The following is a 24,206-nucleotide window of genomic DNA, read 5'->3' on the forward strand; positions in this document are numbered from 1 at the left end:
CTTCCCCCGGCGTTGACCTCCATCAGCGTCTGGCGCGCAACCGGATCGAGCGCATTGAGCATCATCTGCTCTTGCCATCGCGCGAAGAGATTGAGCCCGACATAGCCGAACAGGATGGCCAGCAGGATGGCCAGGATCATCGCCGCCGCCAGTTGCGTGCGCAGGCGCAGCGTGCGCCACATCATCGCGCCGACAATCGATAGCCGACGCCGCGCACGCTTTCGAGCACGTCGCCGGCCCCGGCCATCTCCAGCTTGCGCCGCAATTTCGACAGGTGGCTGTCGACGGTCCGTTCAAGCGCCTCTCCTTCCGGAAGGCATGCATCAAGCAGCGCGCCGCGACCGACCACCCGCGGGCTCGCGCGGGCGAGATATTCGAGCAAGCGAAATTGCGTGATGGTCGTCTCGATCAGGCGGCGCGGTCCCTCGCCTGCGGAAACCGACACGAGATGCGCATCGCAATCGATCTCGATCATCCCGATCCGCAGCCGCTGCGGCACGCTTTGCGACCTTGCCCGGCGCAGCACGGCGGCAGACCTCGCCACCAGTTCGGCCGGATTGAAAGGCTTGACGACATAGTCGTCTGCCCCGATGCGCAACCCCGCAAGCCGTTCGTAATCCTCGCCCAGCGCGGTTAGCATGATGATCGGCGTGTCGGAATGCGCGCGCATCCGCGCCAAGGCCTGAAACCCATCGAGCTTGGGCAGCTTGACATCGAGGATGACGAGGTCCGGGGCCAGCCGGTAGTGGTTCTGGACGCCTTCCTCCCCATCTGCGGCGCGGACCACGCGGTAGCCCTCGCGCTCGAAATAGGCCCGGATAATGTCAGCGATTTTCTGCTCGTCCTCGACGACCAGCACCAGGGGCCCGGACTCGGTCATGCATTGTTGCCCAGCGATTGCGACATAGTCGCAGGTATTATAGCCCTGACTATATTATACAAGCCAGCCGAGCCGCGCGGGAAAGGCCCTCTCATCACTCCGGGGCGAACAAGCCGTTGCCCAATACCGACTTGTAGGCATCCATCACCACGGCCAGCGAGCGATCCTTGCGCCACCCCTGCAGATCGTAGGCCGCGTTGATTGCCGCGAGCAGAAACTGTGCGGCGATGAACGGATCGACCAGGCGAACGGCGCCTTCGGCCATCCCTTCCACCAGCTCGCCCATCATGCCGAGCGCCGTGCGCTGGGCATAGCGCAGCGCCAGCGCGCGAACCGCAGGCGGCATCGCCTGATAGGCCGTCACGCGCAGCAGCGGGAACTCGTCGGCAAACTGCAGCTGCAGCGCCGACTGCACCGTGGCGGAAAGCCGCTTCCACGCCGATGCCTGCTCGGCCCTGGCCCTGGTCTGCAAATCGGCCAGGCGACGGTGGCTGGCCCGCCAGCACGCGACGACCAGATCATCCTTGGAATCGAGATGATGGTAGAAACTGCCCTTGGTGCGATTGAATTCCGCCATGATCCGCTTGACGGACGCGCCGCGATAGCCGGTGGCATTGATGAAACGCGTTGCCACGCGCAGAAAGCTTTCCTGGTCGCCCGCATCGGTTACCGCCCCCGGCGTGAACACGCGAACGTCCCAGGCCGTGCCGGGCGTGACGATACCGCCGTCGAGAATCCGGAAAAAACGCTGCCGGACGTTGGGCATATCCCCGATCGCGAACTGCCCAAGCCATGTGCGCTGCCATAGCAGCGCCTCGTTGAGGATGTGCGCGCGCGCAATCAGCACGTCGCGGTGCGAGGCATCACGGGCCGGGCCAAAGAAACTGCGGATCGCCCGCAGCGTGCCGCGATATTGCTCGATCAGCGATGATCGCGCCGGCTCGTCCATCGAGCGGATTTCGGAAAGGTTTGCCAGCGGCCGCTCCGACTGACGCAGGGTTCCCGCAAAGTGCTCGAAATGCAGTTCGACGTAGCGGGCAACGCGCGCGCGGGGCGTCGCCTCTGCCTGCGCTGCATCCACCATCGCTGCCAGTCGGCCGAGCGTGTCTTCGAACACCGCCGTCAGCAGCTGCTCCTTGCGACGGAAGTAATAGGTCACGCTGGTCGTGCTCAGGCCCAGTTCGGTCGCCACATCAGACAGCGTCATCCCGCGCATGCCCTTGTCGTTCAACAGCGCCGTCGCCGCATCGACGATGCGCTGCTTCTGCCTGTCAAAGCGGGTCGCGCTATCGACCAAGGCAGCGCCGGTTTCCGCGCCGGGCATAGGGGTGATGGTGTCGCACATGCATGCCTTATCGCCACTCGCGCCGCGGCTGTCGACCCACAGATTGCACCACCCCAAACTGAGATTCGAATATCGGGTCAGTTTTAGCAAAGCGACGAGCCGTGCCGATTTTACGCAATATATCTCGTTTTGCTTGTCGAGTCCTGCTGGACAGGTCTGCAGAGATGCGTCATGGTCAGGCATAATTATAACTTAGGGTATGGCTCTTGAGTCGGCCAGCCTCTGGAGAGGATCCATGAATTTCACCTTCACCGAACGTGAGCGGCACTTCCAAGGCGCGGTGCGTGATTTTATCGCCGCGCACGTCAGGCCGCAGGTCGAAGCCTATGGGGCGGAGGTGAACACCGGCGATCGCTGGACGCCATCACAAACGATCGAGGCGCTCAAGCCAAAGGCCAAGGCTGCCGGGCTGTGGAACCTGTTCATGCCGCCGGCGTCGGGCCATAGCCATGTGGACGACAGCTTCGTGTTCGAGGGAACGCAGCTCAGCAATCTTGAATATGCGCTCTGCGCCGAAGAGATGGGGCGCATCGGTTGGGCTTCGGAAGTGTTCAACTGCTCGGCGCCCGACACCGGCAACATGGAAGTGCTGCACCGCTATGGCACGCGGGCGCAGAAGGATCGCTGGCTCAAGCCGCTGATGGAGGGCACGATCCGCTCGGCGTTCCTGATGACCGAGCCCGAGGTCGCCTCGTCCGACGCGACCAACATCCGCACCTCGATCCGGCGTGACGGCGATCATTATGTGATCAACGGGCGCAAGTGGTGGTCGTCTGGCATGGGCGACCCGCGCGCCAAGCTGGCGATCGTGATGGGCAAGACCGATCCCGATGCCCCCGCGCACAGCCAGCAGGCGATGATCCTGGTCGATGTCGATACGCCCGGCGTGAAGGTCGAGAGGCTGCTGTCGGTTTATGGCTATGACCACGCCCCCCACGGCCATGCCGAGGTTACGCTGACCGATGTGCGCGTGCCGGCGGAAAACCTGCTGCTGGGCGAGGGCCGCGGCTTTGAGATTGCCCAGGGAAGGCTCGGGCCGGGCCGCATTCATCACTGCATGCGCACGATCGGCGCCGCCGAGGAGGCGCTGGAGGCCATGGCCAGGCGGCTGGTATCGCGGACCGCGTTCGGCAAGCGCCTCTCCGAACACAGTGTGTGGGAGGAACGCGTCGCCCGTGCCCGCATCGACATCGAGATGACGCGGCTGCTCTGCCTCAAGGCGGCCGACATGATGGACCGCGCCGGCAACAAGGCCGCCCGCAACGAGATCGCGATGATCAAGGTACAGGCGCCGATGATGGCCCTGAAAATCATCGACGATGCCGTGCAGGCCCATGGCGGCGCTGGTGTCTCGGGCGATTTCCAGCTGGCGGCAGACTGGGCCAACATCCGCACGCTGCGCCTTGCCGACGGCCCTGACGAGGTACACGCCCGCGCCATCGCCCGCGCGGAACTCGGCAAATACCGTGACGCCGCGCGATGAGCGATCTCGACCAGGACAAGCTGGCGGGATGGCTCAAACAGGCCACCTCTGCCGAGCTGCGCGCGGTGGAGAAGTTTGCCGGCGGGCAGTCCAACCCCACCTACCGCATTGAAACCTCGGCCGGAAATTTCGTGCTGCGGCGCAAGCCGTTTGGCCAGTTGCTGCCGTCGGCCCATGCGGTCGACCGTGAATTTCGCCTGATCTCGGCCCTTTCCCCAACCGGATTTCCGGTGCCCCGTCCGATTGCGCTGTGCGAGGACGAAAGCGTGATCGGTGCCGTCTTCTACCTGATGGAGCTGGTGGAGGGCCGCACGCTGTGGGATGGCACGCTGCCCGATATCCCCAAGCCCGATCGCCATGCCTATTACGAGGCGATGGTCGATACGCTCGCGGCGCTTCACGCGATCGATCACCAGGCCGTCGGGCTCGGTGATTTCGGACCGCCAGGCAACTATTTCGAGCGGCAGATCCAGCGCTGGACCAAGCAGTATCGCGCCGCGCAGACGGACGACATTGCCGAGGTGGACAAGCTGATCGATTGGCTGCCGCGTACAGTGCCCGCGCAGACCCGCACCGCGATCATCCACGGCGACTACCGGATCGACAACCTGATCTATGCCCCCACTGCCCCCAGGGTGGCAGCGGTGCTCGATTGGGAGCTGACCACGATCGGCGATCCGCTGGCCGACTTCACGTATTTCGCGATGAGCTGGGCGATGCCGCGTGACGGGCGGTCGGGGCTCGCCGGCCTCGATCTCGCTGCCGAAGGGCTGCCGCCGCTTGGCGCCATGGTCGACCGCTATTGCGCGGCCAGCGGGCGAGACGCCTTGCCCGATCTGCATTGGTATTTTGCCTACAACCTGTTCCGCCTGGTCGGCATCGTCCAGGGCATCAAGAAGCGTCTGATCGATGGCAATGCCTCGAGCAGCAGGGCCGCAGAAGCCGTCGCCAAATTGCGGCCGCTGGCCCAGGCCGCCTGGGCACAAGCACGCCAGGCCGGCGCCACCGCATAAGGAGAGCGATAAACATGGACTTGTTCGATCTGACCGGCAAAGTCGCGATCATCACCGGATCGTCGCGCGGCATTGGCCGCGCCATCGCCGAGGCTTATGCCGATGCCGGTGCCAAGGTGGTGATCTCCAGCCGCAAGCAGCAGGCTTGCGAGGAAGTTGCCAACGCCATCAACGCCACGCATGGCGAGGAACGCGCCATCGCCATCGCGGCCAGCATCTCTGACAAGGCGATGCTGCAGGCGCTGGTTTCGGAAACGCGCCAGCGGTTCGGCAAGATCGACATCCTCGTCTGCAACGCGGCCTCCAACCCCTATTACGGGCCCATGGCGGGGATCACCGACGAGCAGTTCCGCAAGATCTTCGACAACAACGTGCTGGCCAATCACTGGCTGGTCAACATGGTCGTGCCCGAAATGATCGAGCGCGAGAACGGCGCGATCGTGATCGTCTCCTCGATCGGCGGGCTGATCGGGTCCGACGTGATCGGCGCCTACAACGTGTCCAAGGCCGCCGATTTCCAGCTGGTCCGCAACCTTGCGATCGAATTTGGCCGGCACAACGTGCGCGTCAACGCCATCGCACCTGGGGTGATCCGCACCGACTTTGCCAAGGCGCTGTGGGAAGACCCGGAGGCAGAGGCCGCGCTCAAGCGCGTCACCCCGCTCGGCCGCATTGGCGAGCCCGACGAGATCGCGGGCGCGGCGGTCTTCCTCGCTTCGAAAGCCGGCGCCTATGTCACCGGCCAGGGCATTGTCGTTGACGGTGGCACGACTATCCGGGGCGGCCTGTGAACGCGCGGTTTGCCGGCAAGAGTGTCCTCGTCACCGGCGCGGCATCGGGAATTGGCCGCGCCGCGGCCATCCTGTTTGCCGAACAAGGCGCAAAGGTTTTGGCGGTCGACCTCACCGATGGCGTGGAAGCGACGGCTGCCGCACATCCCGCGATTACCGCGATGCGCGGGGACGCGGGCAATGAGGGCGATGTCATCGCGATGATCGCCGCCGCAATCCAGACCCATGGCGGGATCGATGTGATCTTTGCCAATGCCGGGATCAGCGGCGGCATGGCCGGCATCTTCGACCAGTCGGTGGAAGATTGGCAGGCCCTGCTGCAGGTCAACCTGATCGGTCCGTTCCTTGCCATCAAGCATGGCGCCAAGGCCATGCTCGATGCCGGAACCGCCGGTGCGATCGTCTGTACCGCCTCGGTCGCAGGGCTGCGGGCCGGCGCGGGTGGCCCGGCATACTCCGCATCCAAGGCGGGGGTGATCAATCTTGTTCAGACTGCGGCACAGCAGCTCAGCGGATCGGGCATTCGCGTCAATGCGGTGTGCCCTGGCCTGATCGAGACGGGCATGACCCAGTCATTCTACGAACGCGCCCGCGCCAAGGGCAAAAGCGACCAACTGGGGCAACTCAACCCGCTCAAGCGCGGCGGCCAGCCCATCGAGATCGCCACCGCGGTCGCATTCCTCGCGTCCGACGAAGCCAGCTACGTCAACGGCCATGCCCTGGTCGTCGATGCCGGCCTCTCCTCCTCCCATCCCTTCGCCCGGCCGCGCGGCCTGGGCGAGACGTCCTTCTGACGAGAGATATCCCATGATCGAGACCAAGCTTCACGACGACGTCCTCGAGATTGTCATGGCCAACCCGCCGGTCAATGCACTGGGGGCGCAGGTCCGCCAGGGGCTGGCCAAGGCGCTGGCCGATGCGCAGGGCGATCCGGCGATCAAGGCGATCGTCATTCGCGGCGCCGGCAAGATGTTCTCGGGTGGCGCCGACATTACCGAGTTTGGCAAGCCGCCGGTCGATCCTTGGCTGCCGCAGGTGGTCGATGCGATCGAGGCGAGCGCCAAGCCGGTGGTCGCCGCCATTCATGGCATGGCGCTGGGCGGCGGGCTGGAGGTGGCGCTGGGCGCGCATTACCGGATCGCCAGCCCCAAGGCCAGGCTGGGCCTGCCCGAAGTCTCGCTTGGCATCCTGCCCGGTGCCGGTGGCACGCAACGGCTGCCGCGCCTCGTCGGCGTGGAAACCGCGCTTGGCATGATCGTCTCGGGTACGCCGATCGCGGCGAGCAAGGCGGCGCAGGCCGGGCTCGTCGACAAACTGGCCGAAAGTGACGAAAGCCTTGCCGCCGAGGCGATCGCCTATGCCCGCACGCTCACTGCGCCCCGCCGCACCGGCGATCGTTCGGTTTCGGTCGATCCGGCGGTGTTTGAACAGTTTGCGGCCCAAAATGCCCGCAAGATCAAGGGCCTCGACGCGCCCCAGGCCTGCATCGCGGCGGTGAAGGCGGCAACCGAACTGCCGCTCGACCAGGGGCAGGAAAAGGAACGCGCGCTGTTCCAGCAACTCGTCGCCGGCGAGCAGTCCAAGGCGCTGCGCCACGTCTTCTTCGCCGAGCGCGCCGCGGCCAAGATCGATGGCCTGCCCAAGGATATCCAGCTCCGCCCGATCACCAAGGTCGGCGTGATCGGCGCCGGCACGATGGGCGGCGGCATCTCGATGAATTTCCTCTCGGCGAATATCCCGGTAACCATGGTCGAGATGGCGCAGGATGCGCTGGACCGTGGCATCGGCGTCATGCGCAAGAACTATGAGGCGACTGCCGCCAAGGGCAGGCTCACCGCCGAGCAGGTCGAAAAGGCGATGGGCCTGATCACCCCAACGCTCGACTTTTCAGCGCTTGCCGACTGCGACCTCATCATCGAGGCGGTCTATGAAAACATGGACGTGAAGAAGGAGATTTTTGCCAGGCTCGACGGCATCGCCAAGCCGGGCGCGATGCTTGCGTCCAATACCTCCTATCTCTCGATCGACGAAATCGCGGCGGCAACCACGCGCCCGCAGGACGTGCTCGGCCTCCATTTCTTCTCGCCCGCCAACGTGATGAAGCTGGTCGAGGTGGTACGCGGCGCCAAAACCGCGCCCGATGCGCTGGCCACCGGCATGGATATCGCGCGCAAAATCGGCAAGGTGCCAGTTGTGGCCGGGGTCTGCTATGGCTTCATCGGCAATCGCATGCTGATCCCGCGCCAGGCCAACGCCAACGCGCTGCTGCTGGAAGGCGCCACGCCGGAACAGGTCGATCGCGTGCATACCGACTTCGGCATGCCGATGGGTCCGTTCCAGATGGCTGACCTCGCCGGCGTCGATATCGGCTGGCATCGCGATCCCAGCCGCATCGAAAGCCTTCAGGACGCGCTGTGCGCCGAGGGCCGCTGGGGCCAGAAGAAGCAGGCCGGCTTCTACGATTACGACGAAAAGCGGCGGCCGACGCCATCGCCTGTCGTCGCGACGATCATCGATGATTTCCGCGCCAGGGCTGGCATCGTCCCGCGCGATATTTCCGACGAGGAAATCATGGTGCGCACGCTGTACTCGATGGTCAACGAAGGCGCCAAGATCCTGGAAGAAGGCATCGCCCAACGCGCTTCGGATATCGATGTCGTGTGGAACTATGGCTATGGTTGGCCGCGTCACAAGGGCGGGCCGATGTTCTGGGCAGACACGGTCGGATTGGACAAGATCGCGCAGGCCCTGACACGCTACCAACAAGCGCTGGGCGCCGAATTCACGCTCTCGCCGCTGCTGCTGGACTGCGCCGCGCAAGGCAAGCCGCTCGACCGATAAGCGACGCACAAAAAAGACAAGACAAGAGGAGAGCATCATGCCGCTACGCTTCGCTGAACCGGCGACCGAGGCCTATCGCTTCCCGCTGACCATCCGCCACCTGCTCGATAGTGCCCTGACCACGGCGAGCGACCGGCGGATCGTCTATCGCGACCAGGGCAGCTGGACCTATCGCGAGTTTGCCGGGCGGGTCGGCCGGCTCGCCTCGCTGCTGGCGGACCTGGGTGCCGAGCAGGGGATGACGATCGCGGTGATGGACTGGGACAGCCACCGCTATCTCGAGGCCTATTTCGCCGTTCCGATGATGGGCGCTGTGCTGCAGACGGTGAACGTGCGTCTGCCCGCGCCGCAGGTTGCCTACACGCTGAACCACGCCAAGGCGGAGATCCTGCTCGTCCACCATGATTTCTTTCCGCTGGTTGAAGCCGTGCTGCCATCGCTGCCCGGCGTAAAGGCAGTGGTCGCCATCATGGATGGCACGCAAGGCGCGCTGCCGGCCTTTGCCAAGGGCGAGTACGAAGCGCTGTCGGCCGCAGCCTCGCCGGATTATCCGTTCGAGGACTTCGACGAAAACGCCGTTGCCACCACCTTTTACACCACCGGCACCACCGGCAATCCCAAGGGCGTGTGCTTTACCCACCGCCAGTTGGTCCTCCACACGCTGGCGTGCAACGCGCCGTTCGGCGCGGCCGACGGCACCGGCTTTGCCTACAAAGACGTCTACATGCCGCTGACGCCGATGTTCCACGTCCATGCCTGGGGCGTGCCCTATGTCGCGACGATGCTGGGCATGACGCAAGTCTATCCGGGTCGGTACGAGCCCGAGATGCTGTGCCGGCTGCACGCGCAGCACAAGGTGACCTATTCGCACTGCGTGCCGACCATCCTGCGGATGCTGCTCGATGCGGCCGAAAAGACCGGCACCGATGTCAGCGGCTGGACGATCACCGTGGGCGGATCAGCATTGTCGCCGCAACTCTGCGCCGAAGGGCGCCGCAAGGGCATGCGTCTGATCGCGGGGTACGGCATGTCGGAAACCGGGCCGCTGGTCTCGGTCGCGCGTATCCGCCCCGGCACCGAAGGCGATGACGCGGCGGAAATCCAGGCATTGACCGCGACGGTCCCGGCCCCGCTGATTTCTGCGCGGATCGTCGATGATGACATGAATGATCTGCCGCATGACGGCCAGACGCGCGGCGAACTGGTGCTGCGCGCGCCCTGGCTTACCCCCTGCTACACCGGCGACGCCAAGGCCTCGGAAACGTTGTGGCGCGGCGGCTGGATGCACACGCAGGACATCGCGACGATCGATCCCGATGGCTATATCCGGATCCGCGACCGGCTGAAGGACGTGATCAAGACCGGCGGCGAATGGATCGATTCCATCCAGCTGGAGGAACTCGTCGCCACTGCCGAAGGTGTGGTGGAAGTGGCGGTGGTGGCCATGCCAGACGCCAAATGGGGCGAGCGGCCCTTGGCGGTTGTGGTCGTGCGGCCTGGCGCCGCGCTGACGCTCGAAGCGCTCAACGCGCCGATCGAGGCAGCGATCAGCCAAGGCACCATCACCCGCTATGCCAAGCTGGAGCGCTTTGCCGTGGTCGAGGGCCTGCCCCGCACCAGCGTCGGCAAGATCGACAAGAAGCTCATCCGCGCCACCCATGCCGATAACGCCCAGGCGGGCGTGGCCTGATGCCCTGCTCCGCTTGTCGCGGCGGCCTCCGCCCTGCCCCTGCCCCCCGCCAGCCGCATGGCGGCCTGTTTGAAAGGTTGATCTGATGGATCTCCACTTCTCGCCCGAGGAAATGGCTTTCCGTGAGGAAGTCAGGGCTTTCCTGAAGGATCGGCTGCCCACCCGCATCGCCGAAAAGGTGCGCACCAGCAAGCGGCTCACCAAGCAGGACATGGTCGAATGGCACGCCATCCTCAACGAGCGCGGCTGGTATGCCAACCACTGGCCCAAGGAATATGGCGGCCCCGGCTGGTCGGTGGCGCAAGCGGCGATCTTCGACATCGAAAGCGCGCTGGCCCACGCACCGCGCATCGTCCCGTTCGGCGTTTCGATGCTGGGTCCGGTGCTGATCAAATATGGTTCGCAGGCGCAAAAGGATCATTGGCTGCCGCGTATCCTCGACGGTACCGACTGGTGGTGCCAAGGCTATTCCGAACCTGGCGCCGGCTCTGACCTTGCCAGCCTGAAAACCAGCGCGGTGCGCGATGGCGACCATTACGTCGTCAACGGCCAGAAGACCTGGACCACGCTTGGCCAGTATGCCGACATGATTTTCTGCCTGGTGCGCACCTCGACCGAGGGCAAGAAGCAGGAGGGCATCTCGTTCCTGCTGATCGACATGAAAACGCCTGGCGTCGAAGTTCGCCCGATCATCCTGCTCGACGGCGAGCACGAGGTGAACGAGGTGTTCTTCACCGATGTGCGCGTGCCGGCGGAAAACCTGGTTGGCGAGGAAAACAAGGGCTGGACCTATGCCAAATACCTGCTGACTTACGAGCGCGCGGGCCTGGCTGGGGTTGGCGGCTCGATGGCGGCGTTCAACCACCTCAAGGAAATCGCGCAGAGCCAGCGCAAGGGGGGCCGGCCGCTCGCGGAAGACCCGTTGTTCGCCGCGCGTCTCGCCCGGCTGGAAATCAACCTCGAGAACCTCAAGCTCACTAATCTGCGCGTGCTGGCCGCTTCGGGAAGCGGCGGGTCGGCGCCGCTGGAAATGAGCGCGATGCTCAAGATCTGCGGCACCGAGATCCGCCAGGAGATCACCAGCCTCACCCGGCGCGCGCTGGGGCCATACGCCCAGCCCTTTGTCAGCGAGGCGCTGGACGAGGGCTTCAACGGCGCGCCGATCGGGCCGGACTATGCCGCGCCAGTAGCGGTGGACTATTTCAACAACCGCAAGCTCTCGATCTTCGGCGGCTCCAACGAAGTGCAGCGCGAGATCATCACCAAAGCCCTGTTGGAGCTCTGAGCCATGTATTTCCACCACAGCGAAGATCGGCAGATGCTGGCCGACATGCTCGGCCGCTACCTCCAGCAGCGTTACCCGTTCGACATCCGCAACAAGATCAGCTCGTCGCCGGAAGGCTGGTCACGCACGCATTGGGCGGAACTGGCGGAACTGGGTGTCGTGGGCGCCCTGTTCGGCGAGGAAGCGGGCGGCTTTGGCGGCACCGGCTTTGACATTGCGGCCGTGTTCGAAGGATTGGGCAAGGCACTCGTGGTCGAGCCGTTCCTTGGCACGCTGATCGCCGGCCAGGCACTGGCCAAGGCCGCGGGCGGGCAGGACGCGCTGCTGGCCGAGGTGATCGCCGGGACTACCCTGCTCGCCTTTGCGCATGAAGAGCCGCAGAGCCGGTACGATCTCCACGACGTAGAAACCCATGCTTTGCCCAACAGCGAGGGCTGGGCGCTCCATGGTTGCAAGGCGGTTGTCCCGCAGATCGAGGCGGCCGATCGCATTCTCGTCTCGGCGCGGATCGCCGGCGCACCGGGCGATGAAGCCGGCATCGGCCTGTTCCTTCTCGACAAGGCGGCGGCCCAGGTGCGCGGCTATCCCATGGTCGATGGTGGGCGCGGCGGCGAGCTGGTCCTCGATAACACGCCTGCCACGCTGGTGGCCGAGGACGGCTACCCCCTCATCGAGCAGGCGATCGCCGCCGGCATCGTCGCGCTTGCCTGGGAGGCCGTCGCGGTGATGGACGTGCTCAAGACCGCTACGCTCGATTACCTGCGCACGCGAAAACAGTTCGGCGTGCCGATCGGCAAGTTCCAGGCGCTGCAACATCGCATGGCCACCGTGGCGCTGGAGATCGAGCTGGCGCGCTCCGCCGCGATCAGCGCCGCCGATGCGCTGGGCCAGGATCGGCGCACCCGCGAGCGTGCCGTCTCGGCCGCCAAGTACACGATCGGCCGCGTCGGCACGCTGGTGGCCGAGGAAGCCATCCAGATGCATGGTGGCATCGGCATGACGTGGGAGCTGCCGCTCTCGCACTACGCCAAGCGGCTGACGATGATTGGCCACCAGCTCGGCGACGAAGACCATCATCTTGGCCGCTTCATCGCGTTGGGGCACGCCTGATGAGCAGCGACGCATTGCCCTCGGCCGCACTGCTTGCCTTCCAGCTGGGCGACTGGCTGGATGCACTGGGCGGGGATGACCATGGCACGTTCCTCGCCATGCTGGAAATGGCGCACAAGCTCGCGGCAGACGAATTCATGCCACACTATCGCCAGGCCGACCTCCAGGAACCAACGCTCGATACCGATGGCGTGCATATTCTGCCCGCGATCAAGCAGGCCCTGGCCCGCTATGCCGAACTCGGCCTGTTCGGCATCAGCTTCCCCGAAGAGCTGGGCGGGCTCGGTCTTCCCACGACGACGTCGCTGGCGCTGTATGCGGTCTTTGCCGCAGCCAATGTGTCGACCTCTGCCTATCCGATGCTGACGACGGCCAATGCCCGTCTCATCACCGCGTTTGGCACGCCCGCGCAAATCACGCGGTTCGCGCGCCCGCAGATCGCAGGGCGCTGGTTTGGCACGATGTGCTTGTCAGAGCCGCAAGCCGGGTCGAGCCTGGGCGATATCCGCACCCGCGCCATCCCCGATGGCGAGGACGAGCACGGCGTCCGGTATCGGATCACCGGCAACAAGATGTGGATTTCGGGCGGCGACCAGGATGTGAGCGAGAATATCGTCCACCTCGTCCTCGCCAAGATCACCGACGAAAATGGCGCGCTTCCGGCCGGATCGAAGGGCATCTCGCTGTTCATCGTGCCCAAATGGCTTGCGGATGGATCGCCCAACGATGTCGTCGTTGCCGGGCTCAACCACAAGATGGGCTTTCGCGGCACGTCCAACTGCCTGCTCAATTTCGGCGAGCGCGAGGGCGCGATCGGATGGCGCGTCGGCGCGCCGGGCCAGGGGCTGGCCCAGATGTTCATGATGATGAACGAGGCCCGGATCGGGGTTGGCATGGGCGCGGCCGCCCTGGCCTATCGCGGGTATCGCCAATCGCTGCGCTATGCGCGCGAACGGGTGCAAGGCCGCGCTGTCGGCACCAAGGGCGGCGATCCGCTGCCGATTATCGACCATCCCGACGTTCGCGGCATGATCCTGCGGCAAAAGGTCTATGCCGAGGGTGCGATCGCGCTCTGCCTCTATTGCGCGCACCTTGTCGATCAGGCGAGCGAGGATGCAGAGGCGCTGCTCGCGCTGCTCACCCCGGTGGCCAAGACGTGGTCATCCGAGTTCGGTCTCACCGCCAACGACCTCGCCATCCAGGTTCTGGGCGGATACGGCTACACGCGCGATTTCGATGTCGAGCAGCTCTACCGCGACAACCGCCTCAACCCGATCCACGAAGGCACCACTGGCATCCAGGCGATCGACCTGCTGGGACGCAAGATCCTGTTTTCCGACGGGCGCGGCCTTGCCATGCTGCGCGACAGGATCACCGCCACGGCGGCATGCGCGGATAGCGCCCTGGCCGGTTGCGCCACTGCACTGACTGCCTTCTGGGACCGACTGGCACAGACCATTGCCGGGCTACAGAAGCGCAGCGGCGCTGACACCTTTGACGATGCGACGCTGTTTCTGCGCGCCTTCGGCCACGGTGTCGTGATGTGGTTGTGGTTGGACCAGGCCGGGAAGGCCGCCGTCGATAGTCCGCTGCGCCCCGGCATCCTCGCTGCGTGCCGTTTCATGGCCGAAACCGAACTGCCACAGGGGCTGGCGTGGCTCCGCGTGGTCGACACGCACAGCGATCTGGTGCGCAACCTGCCGGAAGAGGCATTCGCATGACCGATTTTACCGCTGCCATCCAGGCAGAGATCGGCATCCCCCGCCATTCGGACTGGGTCATCGTCGATCAGAAGATGATCGATCTCTTCGCCGAAGCGACGCACGACCACCAGTTCATCCACGTCGATCCGGCGCGCGCGGCGCAAACACCGTTCGGCGGCACGATCGCGCACGGCTTCCTCACCCTGTCATTGCTCGCCTGGCTCGATGGCTCGATCACCCGCCCCGCGATGCCGCCTGTCAAGATGGGCGTGAACTATGGGCTGGACCGCGTGCGGTTCATCTCGCCGGTTCGCTCTGGCAGCCGGATTCGCCTGGCGTCGACACTTGTCGACATCACCGAGAAGGCGCCCGGCCGCTTTCAGCAGACACTCGATGTCTCGATCGAGATCGAGGGGCACGCCAAGCCTGCTCTTGCCGCCGTGTGGCTCACCCAATTCACGATTTGAAAAATCAGGAGATTTTCGTGCGCGAAGCCGTCATCGTTTCCACCGCCCGTACGCCGATCGGCCGCGCCTATCGCGGCGCCTTCAACGCCACCCCCTCCCCCACGCTCGCCGCGCATGCGATCCGCAGCGCCGTCGAGCGGGCCGGAGTGGACCCGGCCGAAATTGACGATTGCATCATCGGCTCTGCCTTGCCGCAGGGCGTGCAGCACACGATCGGGCGCACCGCGGCCTTGCGCGCTGGCCTGCCGGTAACGGTCTCGGGCCTCACCATCGACCGGCAATGCTCCTCCGGGCTCATGGCGATCGCCACGGCTGCCAAGCAGGTCATCGTCGATCGCATGGACGTGGTCGTTGCCGGCGGCGTTGAATCCATTTCTCTGGTGCAGACGCCGCAAATGCGGGTGGAACCCGATCGCGCGCTGCTCGCGATGGTACCAGACATCTACATGCCGATGCTTCAGACCGCCGAGATTGTCGCCAAGCGCTATGGCATCTCGCGCGCCGCGCAGGATGCCTATGCGTTGCGCTCGCAGCAACAGACGGCCAGGGCCCAGGCCGCCGGGGCCTTTGACCAGGAAATCGTACCCGTAACCGCGACGATGGCTGTTGCCGACAAGGCCACCGGCGAAATTTCGCACCGCGACGTCACGCTGACCAAGGACGAGGGCAATCGCCCGGAGACCACGGCAGACGGGCTCGCCGCGCTCAAGCCGGTGGTCGAAGGCGGTGTCATCACCGCGGGCAATGCATCGCAACTGTCCGATGGCGCTTCGGCCTGCGTGGTCATGGAAGCCAAGCTGGCTGCCGATCGCGGGCTCACGCCGCTCGGCCGCTATGTCGGCATGGCAATGGCCGGCACCGAGCCCGATGAAATGGGCATCGGCCCGGTCTTTGCAGTGCCCAAGCTGCTCGAACGGTTCGGCCTTGGCATGGACGACATCGGGCTGTGGGAGCTTAACGAAGCCTTTGCCGTGCAGGTGCTGTATTGCCGCGACACGCTGGGCATTCCCGATGACCGGCTCAACGTCAATGGCGGCGCCATCTCGATCGGCCATCCCTATGGCATGTCGGGCGCACGCATGGTCGGTCACGCGTTGATCGAGGGCAAGCGGCGCGGTGCGCGGCACGTTGTCGTGACGATGTGCGTGGGCGGCGGCATGGGCGCGGCCGGCCTGTTCGAGGTGATGTGATGAAGGCGCTCATCTCGCGCGCGCCCGGCGGCCCTGAAACGCTGGAACTGGCCGAGCTGCCAACGCCGCAGCCCGGCCGATCGGAACTGCGGATCCGCGTCATCGCCTGCGCCATCAACTATCCCGATGTGCTCATCATCGAGGACAAGTACCAGTTCAAGCCAACCCGCCCCTTCGCACCGGGCTCGGAGGTTTGCGGTGTCGTCGATGCGCTGGGCGAGGGCGTGGAGGATTGGGCGATCGGTGATCGGTTGATCGCGATCACGCTTGGCGGCGGGCTGGCCGAACAGGTCATCGTTCCCGCCGCCTCGGCCATCCGCCTGCCCGACGGCGCCGATCCGGTCGAAGGCGCCGCGCTCGTGTTCACCTATGGCACCACGATCCACGCGCTGAAGGATCGCGGGCAACTCAAGGCTGGCGAAACGCTGCTGGTCCTGGGCGCGGCGGGCGGCATCGGCCTGTCTGCGATCGAGATCGGCAAGGCGCTTGGCGCCACGGTCGTCGCCGCCGTTTCCAGCGCGGAAAAGGCCGCCGCCGCGCGCCAGGCCGGGGCCGACAGCACGGTGATCTATCCATCAGGCCCCTTGGACAAGGCCGCGTCCAAGGCACTGGCCGAAACGTTCAAGGCGGCCGTGGGCCCACACGGCGCGCATGTGATCTACGATCCCGTGGGTGGCGACTATGCCGAGCCGGCGCTCCGCAGCATTGCCTGGGAAGGTCGCTACCTCGTCACCGGCTTCCCGGCGGGGATACCGCATTTGCCGCTCAACCTGACGCTGTTGAAAGCCTGCGACGTGCGCGGCGTTTTCTGGGGCGGCTTCGTTTCCCGCGAACCGGAACGCCATCGCGCCCATGTGCGCGAACTGCTGCACTGGTGGCAGAACGGACAGATCAAGCCACGGATCGACCGCGTCTTCCCCCTCGCCGAAGGCGGCGCCGCGATCGCGCGGCTGGCCAACCGTTCGGCCATCGGCAAGGTCGTCGTGAGACTGTCGCAGGACGACTAGGGTCTGTAGACGAATGCGATGCCCGGAAACGCCAGTTGCGGCCATGCTGGCGTTTTACACAACGCAGAACAGCTGGACCCCGGATCAAGTCCGGGGTGACGATAAGTACATATATTCTCACAAATTCTTCGTCACCCCGGACTTGGTCCGGGGTCCAGCTTGATAACTTGCACCTCGGCTGCCGTCATCGCGCATGCGGCAGCCAGCCGCCACTTTCGGTCGTTCCCGAAGCGCTGGATTTGTCCACGCGGGCTGGGCGCCGCGCCGGGGTTGCCCCGCCAGTGAGACTTCTCGCTGCTGCTGCTGCCTTCCGTCGGGCAAGCAGCAGCGAGCAGTATCGATCAGGCCTGGCCCGCCGGCTGGCCGGCTGGAACTTCGGCCACCTTGGCGTCCTTGAACAGGGCGTCATACTTGGTTTCTAGGTTCTTGAACTCGGTCCCGCAGATTTTGTCCCACCAGCGGAAATACAATCCATAGTTTCCGCGGACCATCTGGTGATGCATGTAGTGATGCATCGCGGTGTTCTTCCACTTCAGCACCGGAACCTTGAGCCACCAGGACGGATAGACCTCATAACCAAGGTGGCCGATCACGTTCAACGCCAGCTGGCCCAGCCCCCAGACCACCGGGATCGAAACGTGCCACGGCAAGAGGAGAAACAAGGGGAGCATGGCCACCGCCGCGCCTGCTTCACCCAGCGCCTCCAGCGGGTGGAAGTGGAACGCCGAGTAAGGCGTCGGGTCGGTGCTCTCGTGGTGAACCTTGTGCACCCGATCATACAGCTTCGGGTGATGCATGATGCGATGCATCCAATAGAAATACGCATCGTGGATCACAAACACAAAGAACAGGATCATCGCGTAATAGGCCCACCCGTGGGTGGCGATGTCGCTATAGCTGTTTTTTTCCGATGCCGGGACGAGAAACGCCGTCCAGATATCGACAGCAATGAAAATCACCTGCGTGCAGGTACTGAACAGCGCCTCGCGAAACACCTGGCTGGGCTTGGGCCAAGGCTTGCGCGACAGCTTGCGTTTCTTCAGGGGCTTGTCGAGCAGCACCCAGAACACCACGAAGAAGGTAGTCGCAAAGGCGATGTACTTCGCGGTTTCACTAAAGAAGATCTGCACCTGCTCGTTGGCTTCCGAGCCGAGCAGGGGATTGATGACGGTGGCCAGCAAGGCTGCGCCGGCGCCGCCCAATCCGATCCAGATCGGCGTGCGTGTCGACTTTATCGGGCCTTCTCTTGTCGCCATGGGATTTCCTCGCGTTGAGCCGGCCCGCCGTACCGAGCTTCAATGGAGGAAATGTGGAGGGAAGTTGGAGCGCGCGTGGCGAAGGCCAATGCGTGGCGACGCCCACAAGGACGCCGCCCGCATCGGCAATCACAGACGGACCAGTCCGTGCCGCGCCAGCATCGCATGCGGCTGTGCATTGCGCCCCCGGAACGCGCGAAAGCTTTCCGCTGCTGAACGGCTGGCACCCCGCGCGAGGATGTCGTCGCGCAGCTTTTCCGCCGTGGCGCGATCGATCGTGCCGGCCTCGACAAAGCGTTGGAACCCGTCGGCAGCCAGCACTTCTGCCCAGAGATAGCTGTAATAGCCAGATGCATAGGCGCCCGCGAATATATGGGTGAAGGCATGCGGGAAGCGGTGCCAGGCCGGTGGATGCACCACGGCCACCTCGTCGCGCACCGCCGCGATCACCTCGATCGGGTCGCTTCCCAGCGTTCCGAGATGCAGGAACAGGTCGAACAGCGCCAATTCGACCTGGCGCACGATGAACATGCCCGACAGGAAATGACGCGCGGCAACAAGCGTGTCGAACACCGCATCGGGCAACGACGCACCGGTTTCATGGTGGCCCGACATGTCGCGCAGCGTGGCGCGGTCCCACGCAAAATCCTCCATCAACTGGCTGGGCAGTTCGATTGCATCCCACTCGAACCCGTTGGTGCCGGCAATGTTGGGGCGGTCAACGCGCGTGAACAGGTGATGCAGGCAATGCCCGGTCTCGTGCAGGAAGGTGACAACCTCCTTGTGGCTGAGCAGCGAAGGCGCATCGTGCGTCTTCGGCGCGAAGTTGCAGACGAGGTAGGCAACCGGCACGCGCCGGACATTGCCGTCGTTCAGCCGGGGCCGCGCCTGCGCCATCCAGGCGCCACCGCGCTTGCCCGGGCGGGCATGCAGATCGACATAGACGCCCGCGAAGACCGTCCCTTGTTCGTCGGCTACATCGTAATAGCATGCATCGGGATGATAGACGGCAATGTCGGGCCGCGCAGTCAGGCGAATGCCGAACAAGCGGTAGAGCAGCCGCTGCCAGCCCGCGACGACGCGCTCCACCGGGAAATGGGCGCGCACCTGCTGCTCGTCGATCGCATACTGCGCCTCGCGCATTCGCTCGCCGACATAAGCGATGTCCCACGGTTGCAGGTCGGCGATGCCCAGATATGCCGCCGCATAGCCGGCCAGCGCAGCGATCTCTGCCGTTGCGGCAGGTTTCGCGCGGTCAGCAAGATCACGAAGGAAAGCAATGACCTCGCCCGCGCCCGGCGCCATCTTGGTGGCAAGCGACCATTCGACCGGGTCGGAAAAGCCGAGCAGCCGGGCAGCCTCGTGGCGCCGCACAAGGATATCGGCGATCCGCTGCGAATTGTCGAACTGCCCGGCATGGGGCCCCTGATCAGAGGCGCGCGTGCCGGCGGCGGCATAGACCCGCTCGCGCAGGTCGCGGTTTGCCGCGAAAGTCAGGACGGCGCTGACACTCGGCATCTGCAGCGTGACGACCCACCCCGAAAGGCCCTTGGCCCGCGCCGCCTCGGCGAACATCGCCTTGTCCGTATCTGCAAGCCCGGCGAGCAGCGCTTCGTCCGTGATATGTTCAAACCAGGCGTCGGTGGCATCGAGCACGGCATTGCCGAACGCGGTCGAGAGCTGCGACAGTTCCACCGAAAGCGCGGCAAAGCGGGCGCGATCCTGAGGCGGAAGGGCCACGCCGGCGAGTGTGAAGTCGCGAACCCTGTGCAGCACGGCGGCGCGATCCGCAGCGGCAAGCCCGGCAAACTCGCCGGTCCGGGTCAGCGCGACCAGCACAGCATAGAGCGCCTCGTTCTGCATGACCTGGAGGTGGTTTTCCACCAGCAGCACTTCGCCAGCAGCATAGGCCGCGCGTAGATCGGGCGTGTCGGCAACGCCGTGAAGATGCGACACGGCAGACCAGATGCCCGCAATCGCCGTGTCGGCGCGTTCCAATGGCATCCATGCTTCGGCAAATCGGGTCGGCCGGGTCTCGACGATCCTGGCAACCACTGCGCGGTGTTCGGCAATCGCCCGGTCAAGCGCGGGTACGATGTGCTCAGGTCGGATATCCTCAAAACGCGGCAGTGCCAGCGTGTCGAGCAGCGGGTTCGGTGTCATCGATGTCCCTTTCAGACCGTCAGGCCGGGGTCGGCGCCGTCGGCTGCGATCGCATGGCTGTTGTGCCCGGCCAGGTAGCGCTCGGCTTCCAGTGCAGCCATGCAGCCCATGCCGGCAGACGTAACGGCCTGGCGGAACTGCTTGTCCTGCACATCACCCGCCGCAAACACACCGGGCACGCTGGTTGCGGTGGAACCGGGGGTGACGAGGATGTAGCCCTCCTCGTCCATGTGCAGTTGCCCCTGGAAGAGGGCAGTGGCCGGATCGTGGCCGATCGCGACAAACAGCCCATGCACCGCCAGCTGCGATACCGCGCCATCACGCGTGTCGCGCAGGGCCACGCCGGTTACACCAGCGCTGTTGCCCAGCACCTCGGCCACTTCAGCGTTCCACACCATCTCGATCCTGGGATTGGCATGAAGGCGCGCCTGGTTGGTCCGATCGGCCCGCAAGGTGTCGCGGCGGTGGATCAGATAGACCTTCTCGGCGAAATTGGTCAGGTACAGTGCTTCCTCGACCGCCGTATTGCCGCCGCCGACGACCGCGCAAATCCGCCCCCGGTAAAAGAATCCGTCGCACGTCGCGCAGGCCGATACGCCGCGCCCGCGAAATTCGGTCTCGCTGCCCAGCCCCAGCCAGCGCGCTGACGCACCAGTGGCGATGACGATCGTGTCAGCGGTATAGTGTACGCCGCCATCACCGATTGCCAGGAACGGCGCCCGCCCCAGATCGACCTTGACGATGACGTCGCCGACCACGTCGACCCCCGCGTGGCGCACCTGCTCACCCATCCGCGCCATCAGATCGGGACCGAGCACGCTGGCGTCGCCCGGCCAGTTCTCGACATCGGTGGTGATGGTCAATTGCCCACCGGGCTGCGGCCCTTCGACCAGCGTGGGCGCCAGTGCCGCCCGCGCGGCGTAGATGGCCGCAGTATATCCTGCCGGGCCAGAGCCGATGATCAAGACCTTGCTGTGCCGGCTGTCTACCTCGGCGACCCCCGCGATTTCGCGTTCCAGCGTCATTGCGCCGCAAGCCGTGTTGCGGCGATCGGTGCCTGTTCCATCAGTTCGATCGCCTTCCAGGCCAGGGCCCGATATCGCGCGCTCGATTCCTCCATGAGATCCAGCCGCACGCGAAATTGCTCTGCCAGCGCCGGATGATCGGCATCCAGGATCGCCAGCACGCGGTCGAGCCCGGAGAGTTCGGCCTTGTATCCGTCGGTCTCTGCCTGCTGGCGAATATGGAAGACGCGACTCTCGTTTTCCTCGGTCCAGCCAGCCTCGGACAGGGACAGATGGAGTTCGGCGGTGCCCAGCCCGTTCAGCGTGTCGCGCAGCACGGTCCGCATGGTGCCCGGCCAAGCCGCAGCTTCCACGACCTGTGCGGCCCGGCGTTCCAGCGCCGCTTCATCGACAGCATCCGTCGCAGCCACGGCGGCGAGGCGCGCGGCTTTCCACGTCTTGCGATCGGGTTCGTCGCCGTCGATCGCGCAGCGGTGCAGCGCCATGATCGCCTGCCGGCTCTGCTCGACATCGGGATATCGTTCAGTCAGCTTCACCAGGTCCGCGTTGGCGAGCAGGTCAAGCACGAGCTGCGAAACGATCGTCGTAAGATCCGCGCCCACCGGTGTCCGCTCTAGCCAGGCTAGCGCGAAACGCACCGCCTCAGGCTGCGGACGAAAGCCGTTGACCAGCATCGGCAGGGTCTCAGCCAAGGCAAGCGGGTATCCCAGCCGCTCGGCATAGGCGGGGGTATCATCGGCCTCGACGACCGCACCGATAACGTTCGCGTTTCCGTTTTCCCAGGCCGGGAAATAGACGAAGCTACCCGCTGCGACATGCCGCTGCAGGCGATCGAGCGCCTGCGCCTTGACCTGGGGGTCGCCGTGAAACGCAATCACCGCCACTTACTCTGCCCCCACATGCGCATCGACAAAGGCGTCGAGGCGGCTGCGCGACAGGGTGCCAAACGTCCGCGCGGTTTCCGCCCCGTCCTTCACGATCATCAGCAGCGGAATACCGCGCACTTCGAAACGTTCGGCCAGGCCGGGATTGGCCTCGATATCGACCTTCACGATCTCCATCTCTTCGGCATATTCCTCGGCTATCTCGTCGAGCGTCGGAGCGAGCGCCTTGCACGGCGCGCACCAGGGCGCCCAGAAATCGACCAGCACGGGCTTGTCGCTGTTCATGACGATCTCGTCGAAATCCTGCTCGTTGGCATTGCGCATGAAGTGATCCTTTCGGGGGGAAATAAGGTCAGCCGGCTTGCCCACCGACCATCATCCGGTCGATGCGCAGCGTAGGTTGGCCGACACTGACATGCAGCGACTGGCCCTGTTTGCCGCAGGTCGCCATGCCGCTGTCGAGCGCGAGGTCATTGCCGACCATCGAGACGTGGCGCAGCGCCTCATGACCCACGCCGATCAACGTGGCGCCGCGCAAGGGCGCAACCAACCGGCCCTTTTCGACCAGCCAGGCCTCGATCGTGGTGAAGTTGAACCGACCGGTGACAATGTCGACCTGCCCGCCATCGAATTCGGTGGCGTAGATCCCGCGATCGATCGAGGCGATGATGTCCGTCGGGTCCGCATGGCCGTTCGCCAGAAACGTGTTGGTCATGCGCGGCAGCGGCAAGTGCGCATAGGATTGGCGGCGGCCATTCCCGGTCGAGCGGGCATTCATCAGCCCGGCATTGAGCCGGTCCTGCATCAGCCCGGTCAACACGCCGTCGTCCACCAGCACGGTGCGATCGGGCACGGTGCCTTCGTCGTCGATGCCGAGTGACCCCAGACGCCCTGGGATGCCGCCGTCATCGATCACGGTCACGCCGGGCGCGGCGATCCGCTCGCCCATCTTGCCGTCGAAGGCAGAGAGATGCTTGCGATGGTGATCGCCCTCCAGACCGTGCCCCACCGCCTCGTGAAACAGCACACCGGGATAGCCCGGCCCCAGCACGATCGGCATTTCGCCAACGGGCGCCGGGATGGCCTCGAGATTGTTGAGCGCCATACGCGTCGCCGTCGCGACCATGGCGTCGATCGCGGCGGCATCGAAGCCATCGAGCCCCGCCCGCCGTCCCAGGCCCGCCTGCCCGCGTGCGCGGCGGCCACCCTGCTCCGCGATCACGATCATTGACAGGATGGTCATCGGCCGAACATCACCCGCCAGCAGGCCATCGGCATCTGCAACCAGCACCGTCGTGTCGGTCAAACGGACATTGGCATCGACCCGCACGATGCGATGATCCTGGCCACGGGCGCGTTCGTCGATCCGCTCCAGAATGGCGATCCAGGCAGTGGCGTCCGTAACCGCGACAGGATCGAGCGCGGGATAGAGCGTATGGCCGGCGGTGCGGCGGCTGAGTGCGACACCTGGTGAATGGCGCTGAGCATCGCCGCCAGGCGCCAGCGTTCTTACCGCACGCGCCGTATCGAGCAGCGCGCCCGGGCGGATATCGGCCGAATGGGCAAAGCGCACCTCGCCCCGGTGGACCGTTCGCGCGCCTACCCCCTGCCGCATCGCAAACATACCCTGGGACACGCGGCCACCTTCAAGCTGCCAACTGCGCGTGCTGCTTGCTTCGAAATAGAGATCGGCCAGATCGGCGCCACCGCCAGCCAGCTCGCCCAGCGCGCGGCCGATCGCCGCCTCGTCCAGCCCGGCCGGTTCGAACAACCGCGCCCGCGCGCGGTCGAGCGCAATGTCGCCGCCGTTCATGCCCTGCCCCCCAATTGCATGTCGTCGATCAGGATAGAGCCGGTACGGATCGCCCCGATCCGCGCCACGTCGCGCCCGACCGTGCGAATGGCGGCCAGCATGGCAGGAACAGTGCCCGCAAGCGTCACGTCGGTGACGGCATGGACAATTTCGCCGCCCTCGACCCAGAAGCCACGCACTGCCTGCGTCCAGTTGCCGCTGGCAGGATCGGTCTTGCCGCCCTGGAAGTGGGTGACGACCAGCCCGCTGCCCAGCATTCG

At 65.1% G+C, this 24,206-nt stretch carries 22 protein-coding genes; 12 read left to right on the plus strand and 10 right to left on the minus strand.

Annotation, left to right across the window (positions count from 1 at the left end):
• The 3 genes from H926_RS28995 to H926_RS29000 form a co-directional block, all read right to left on the minus strand.
• On the minus strand, positions 1-185 hold a 185-nt coding region (locus H926_RS28995; protein ID WP_202804771.1), incomplete at its 3' end, for a hypothetical protein.
• On the minus strand, positions 182-880 hold the full coding sequence (locus H926_RS0119105; RefSeq protein WP_022677723.1) for a response regulator: 699 nt from the start codon (positions 878-880) through the stop codon (positions 182-184). The genes H926_RS0119105 and H926_RS28995, both read right to left, overlap by 4 nt.
• Positions 881-974: 94 nt before the next feature.
• A complete protein-coding gene (locus tag H926_RS29000; RefSeq protein ID WP_158442023.1) occupies positions 975-2,225 on the minus strand; it encodes a TetR/AcrR family transcriptional regulator in 1,251 nt (416 codons plus the stop codon).
• 235 nt (positions 2,226-2,460) lie between these two features.
• Between H926_RS29000 and H926_RS0119115 the strand changes: the two genes are divergently transcribed.
• The 12 genes from H926_RS0119115 to H926_RS0119170 all read left to right on the plus strand — a co-directional run bounded on the left by H926_RS0119115 (position 2,461) and on the right by H926_RS0119170 (position 16,805).
• Entirely contained in the window at positions 2,461-3,708 is a 1,248-nt protein-coding gene (locus tag H926_RS0119115) for an acyl-CoA dehydrogenase family protein (protein ID WP_022677725.1), read from the plus strand.
• Positions 3,705-4,721: a phosphotransferase family protein gene (locus H926_RS0119120; RefSeq protein ID WP_022677726.1), complete on the plus strand. Its 1,017-nt coding sequence runs from the start codon at positions 3,705-3,707 to the stop codon at positions 4,719-4,721. The genes H926_RS0119115 and H926_RS0119120 overlap by 4 nt, the downstream gene beginning before the upstream one ends.
• Positions 4,722-4,735: 14 nt before the next feature.
• Positions 4,736-5,512, plus strand: coding sequence for an SDR family NAD(P)-dependent oxidoreductase (locus H926_RS0119125; protein WP_022677727.1), 777 nt, complete (start codon positions 4,736-4,738; stop codon positions 5,510-5,512).
• Positions 5,509-6,306, plus strand: a complete 798-nt coding sequence (locus H926_RS0119130) for an SDR family NAD(P)-dependent oxidoreductase (RefSeq protein WP_022677728.1) — start codon at positions 5,509-5,511, stop codon at positions 6,304-6,306. The genes H926_RS0119125 and H926_RS0119130 overlap by 4 nt, the downstream gene beginning before the upstream one ends.
• Positions 6,307-6,319: 13 nt before the next feature.
• On the plus strand, positions 6,320-8,353 hold the full coding sequence (locus H926_RS29005) for a 3-hydroxyacyl-CoA dehydrogenase NAD-binding domain-containing protein (RefSeq protein ID WP_022677729.1): 2,034 nt from the start codon (positions 6,320-6,322) through the stop codon (positions 8,351-8,353).
• 37 nt (positions 8,354-8,390) lie between these two features.
• On the plus strand, positions 8,391-10,043 hold the full coding sequence (locus H926_RS0119140; protein ID WP_022677730.1) for a long-chain-fatty-acid--CoA ligase: 1,653 nt from the start codon (positions 8,391-8,393) through the stop codon (positions 10,041-10,043).
• 85 nt (positions 10,044-10,128) lie between these two features.
• Entirely contained in the window at positions 10,129-11,328 is a 1,200-nt protein-coding gene (locus H926_RS0119145) for an acyl-CoA dehydrogenase family protein (RefSeq protein ID WP_022677731.1), read from the plus strand.
• 3 nt (positions 11,329-11,331) lie between these two features.
• On the plus strand, positions 11,332-12,438 hold the full coding sequence (locus tag H926_RS0119150; protein ID WP_022677732.1) for an acyl-CoA dehydrogenase family protein: 1,107 nt from the start codon (positions 11,332-11,334) through the stop codon (positions 12,436-12,438).
• Positions 12,438-14,159 (plus strand): acyl-CoA dehydrogenase, encoded by a 1,722-nt coding sequence (locus H926_RS0119155; RefSeq protein WP_022677733.1) that lies wholly within the window; start codon positions 12,438-12,440, stop codon positions 14,157-14,159. Before H926_RS0119150 ends, H926_RS0119155 begins: the two co-directional genes overlap by 1 nt.
• Complete coding sequence (locus H926_RS0119160; protein WP_022677734.1) at positions 14,156-14,608, plus strand: MaoC family dehydratase; 453 nt, start codon at positions 14,156-14,158, stop codon at positions 14,606-14,608. The genes H926_RS0119155 and H926_RS0119160 overlap by 4 nt, the downstream gene beginning before the upstream one ends.
• Before the next feature lie 17 nt (positions 14,609-14,625).
• A complete protein-coding gene (locus tag H926_RS0119165) occupies positions 14,626-15,798 on the plus strand; it encodes an acetyl-CoA C-acyltransferase (RefSeq protein ID WP_028658240.1) in 1,173 nt (390 codons plus the stop codon).
• Complete coding sequence (locus H926_RS0119170) at positions 15,798-16,805, plus strand: NADPH:quinone oxidoreductase family protein (RefSeq protein WP_022677736.1); 1,008 nt, start codon at positions 15,798-15,800, stop codon at positions 16,803-16,805. Before H926_RS0119165 ends, H926_RS0119170 begins: the two co-directional genes overlap by 1 nt.
• Positions 16,806-17,146: 341 nt before the next feature.
• Here the strand turns inward: H926_RS0119170 and H926_RS29010 are convergent, their stop codons facing one another.
• The 7 genes from H926_RS29010 to H926_RS0119205 form a co-directional block, all read right to left on the minus strand.
• Positions 17,147-18,061 (minus strand): sterol desaturase family protein, encoded by a 915-nt coding sequence (locus H926_RS29010; RefSeq protein WP_082209250.1) that lies wholly within the window; start codon positions 18,059-18,061, stop codon positions 17,147-17,149.
• Between the two features lie 129 nt (positions 18,062-18,190).
• Positions 18,191-20,224: a M3 family metallopeptidase gene (locus tag H926_RS0119180; protein ID WP_022677738.1), complete on the minus strand. Its 2,034-nt coding sequence runs from the start codon at positions 20,222-20,224 to the stop codon at positions 18,191-18,193.
• 11 nt (positions 20,225-20,235) lie between these two features.
• Entirely contained in the window at positions 20,236-21,249 is a 1,014-nt protein-coding gene (gene trxB / locus H926_RS0119185) for a thioredoxin-disulfide reductase (protein ID WP_022677739.1), read from the minus strand.
• Positions 21,246-22,133 carry a hypothetical protein gene (locus H926_RS0119190; RefSeq protein WP_022677740.1) on the minus strand — a complete coding sequence of 296 codons (888 nt, stop codon included), beginning with the start codon at positions 22,131-22,133 and terminating at the stop codon, positions 21,246-21,248. Before H926_RS0119190 ends, trxB begins: the two co-directional genes overlap by 4 nt.
• Positions 22,134-22,457, minus strand: coding sequence for a thioredoxin (gene trxA / locus H926_RS0119195; RefSeq protein ID WP_022677741.1), 324 nt, complete (start codon positions 22,455-22,457; stop codon positions 22,134-22,136). It abuts the gene before it with no gap.
• A gap of 28 nt (positions 22,458-22,485) precedes the next feature.
• Positions 22,486-23,946, minus strand: coding sequence for a metallopeptidase TldD-related protein (locus tag H926_RS0119200; protein ID WP_022677742.1), 1,461 nt, complete (start codon positions 23,944-23,946; stop codon positions 22,486-22,488).
• Positions 23,943-24,206, minus strand: a 264-nt coding sequence (locus tag H926_RS0119205; RefSeq protein ID WP_202804779.1) for a metallopeptidase TldD-related protein, incomplete at its 5' end; no start/stop codon positions are given. The genes H926_RS0119205 and H926_RS0119200, both read right to left, overlap by 4 nt.

This window comes from Novosphingobium sp. B-7 (assembly GCF_000410615.1).
GTDB classification, from domain to species: Bacteria; Pseudomonadota; Alphaproteobacteria; order Sphingomonadales; family Sphingomonadaceae; genus Novosphingobium; species Novosphingobium capsulatum.

Excerpts from the sequence above, each read along its gene's own strand:
- H926_RS0119105 (WP_022677723.1), bottom strand. The coding sequence starts at position 880 with ATGACCGAGTCCGGGCCCCTGGTGCTGGTCGTCGAGGACGAGCAGAAA.
- H926_RS29000 (WP_158442023.1), bottom strand. The coding sequence starts at position 2,225 with ATGTGCGACACCATCACCCCTATGCCCGGCGCGGAAACCGGCGCTGCC.
- H926_RS0119115 (WP_022677725.1), top strand. The coding sequence starts at position 2,461 with ATGAATTTCACCTTCACCGAACGTGAGCGGCACTTCCAAGGCGCGGTG.
- H926_RS0119120 (WP_022677726.1), top strand. The coding sequence starts at position 3,705 with ATGAGCGATCTCGACCAGGACAAGCTGGCGGGATGGCTCAAACAGGCC.
- H926_RS0119125 (WP_022677727.1), top strand. The coding sequence starts at position 4,736 with ATGGACTTGTTCGATCTGACCGGCAAAGTCGCGATCATCACCGGATCG.
- H926_RS29005 (WP_022677729.1), top strand. The coding sequence starts at position 6,320 with ATGATCGAGACCAAGCTTCACGACGACGTCCTCGAGATTGTCATGGCC.
- H926_RS0119140 (WP_022677730.1), top strand. The coding sequence starts at position 8,391 with ATGCCGCTACGCTTCGCTGAACCGGCGACCGAGGCCTATCGCTTCCCG.
- H926_RS0119145 (WP_022677731.1), top strand. The coding sequence starts at position 10,129 with ATGGATCTCCACTTCTCGCCCGAGGAAATGGCTTTCCGTGAGGAAGTC.
- H926_RS0119150 (WP_022677732.1), top strand. The coding sequence starts at position 11,332 with ATGTATTTCCACCACAGCGAAGATCGGCAGATGCTGGCCGACATGCTC.
- H926_RS0119155 (WP_022677733.1), top strand. The coding sequence starts at position 12,438 with ATGAGCAGCGACGCATTGCCCTCGGCCGCACTGCTTGCCTTCCAGCTG.
- H926_RS0119160 (WP_022677734.1), top strand. The coding sequence starts at position 14,156 with ATGACCGATTTTACCGCTGCCATCCAGGCAGAGATCGGCATCCCCCGC.
- H926_RS0119170 (WP_022677736.1), top strand. The coding sequence starts at position 15,798 with ATGAAGGCGCTCATCTCGCGCGCGCCCGGCGGCCCTGAAACGCTGGAA.
- H926_RS29010 (WP_082209250.1), bottom strand. The coding sequence starts at position 18,061 with ATGGCGACAAGAGAAGGCCCGATAAAGTCGACACGCACGCCGATCTGG.
- H926_RS0119180 (WP_022677738.1), bottom strand. The coding sequence starts at position 20,224 with ATGACACCGAACCCGCTGCTCGACACGCTGGCACTGCCGCGTTTTGAG.
- trxB (WP_022677739.1), bottom strand. The coding sequence starts at position 21,249 with ATGACGCTGGAACGCGAAATCGCGGGGGTCGCCGAGGTAGACAGCCGG.
- trxA (WP_022677741.1), bottom strand. The coding sequence starts at position 22,457 with ATGCGCAATGCCAACGAGCAGGATTTCGACGAGATCGTCATGAACAGC.
- H926_RS0119200 (WP_022677742.1), bottom strand. The coding sequence starts at position 23,946 with ATGAACGGCGGCGACATTGCGCTCGACCGCGCGCGGGCGCGGTTGTTC.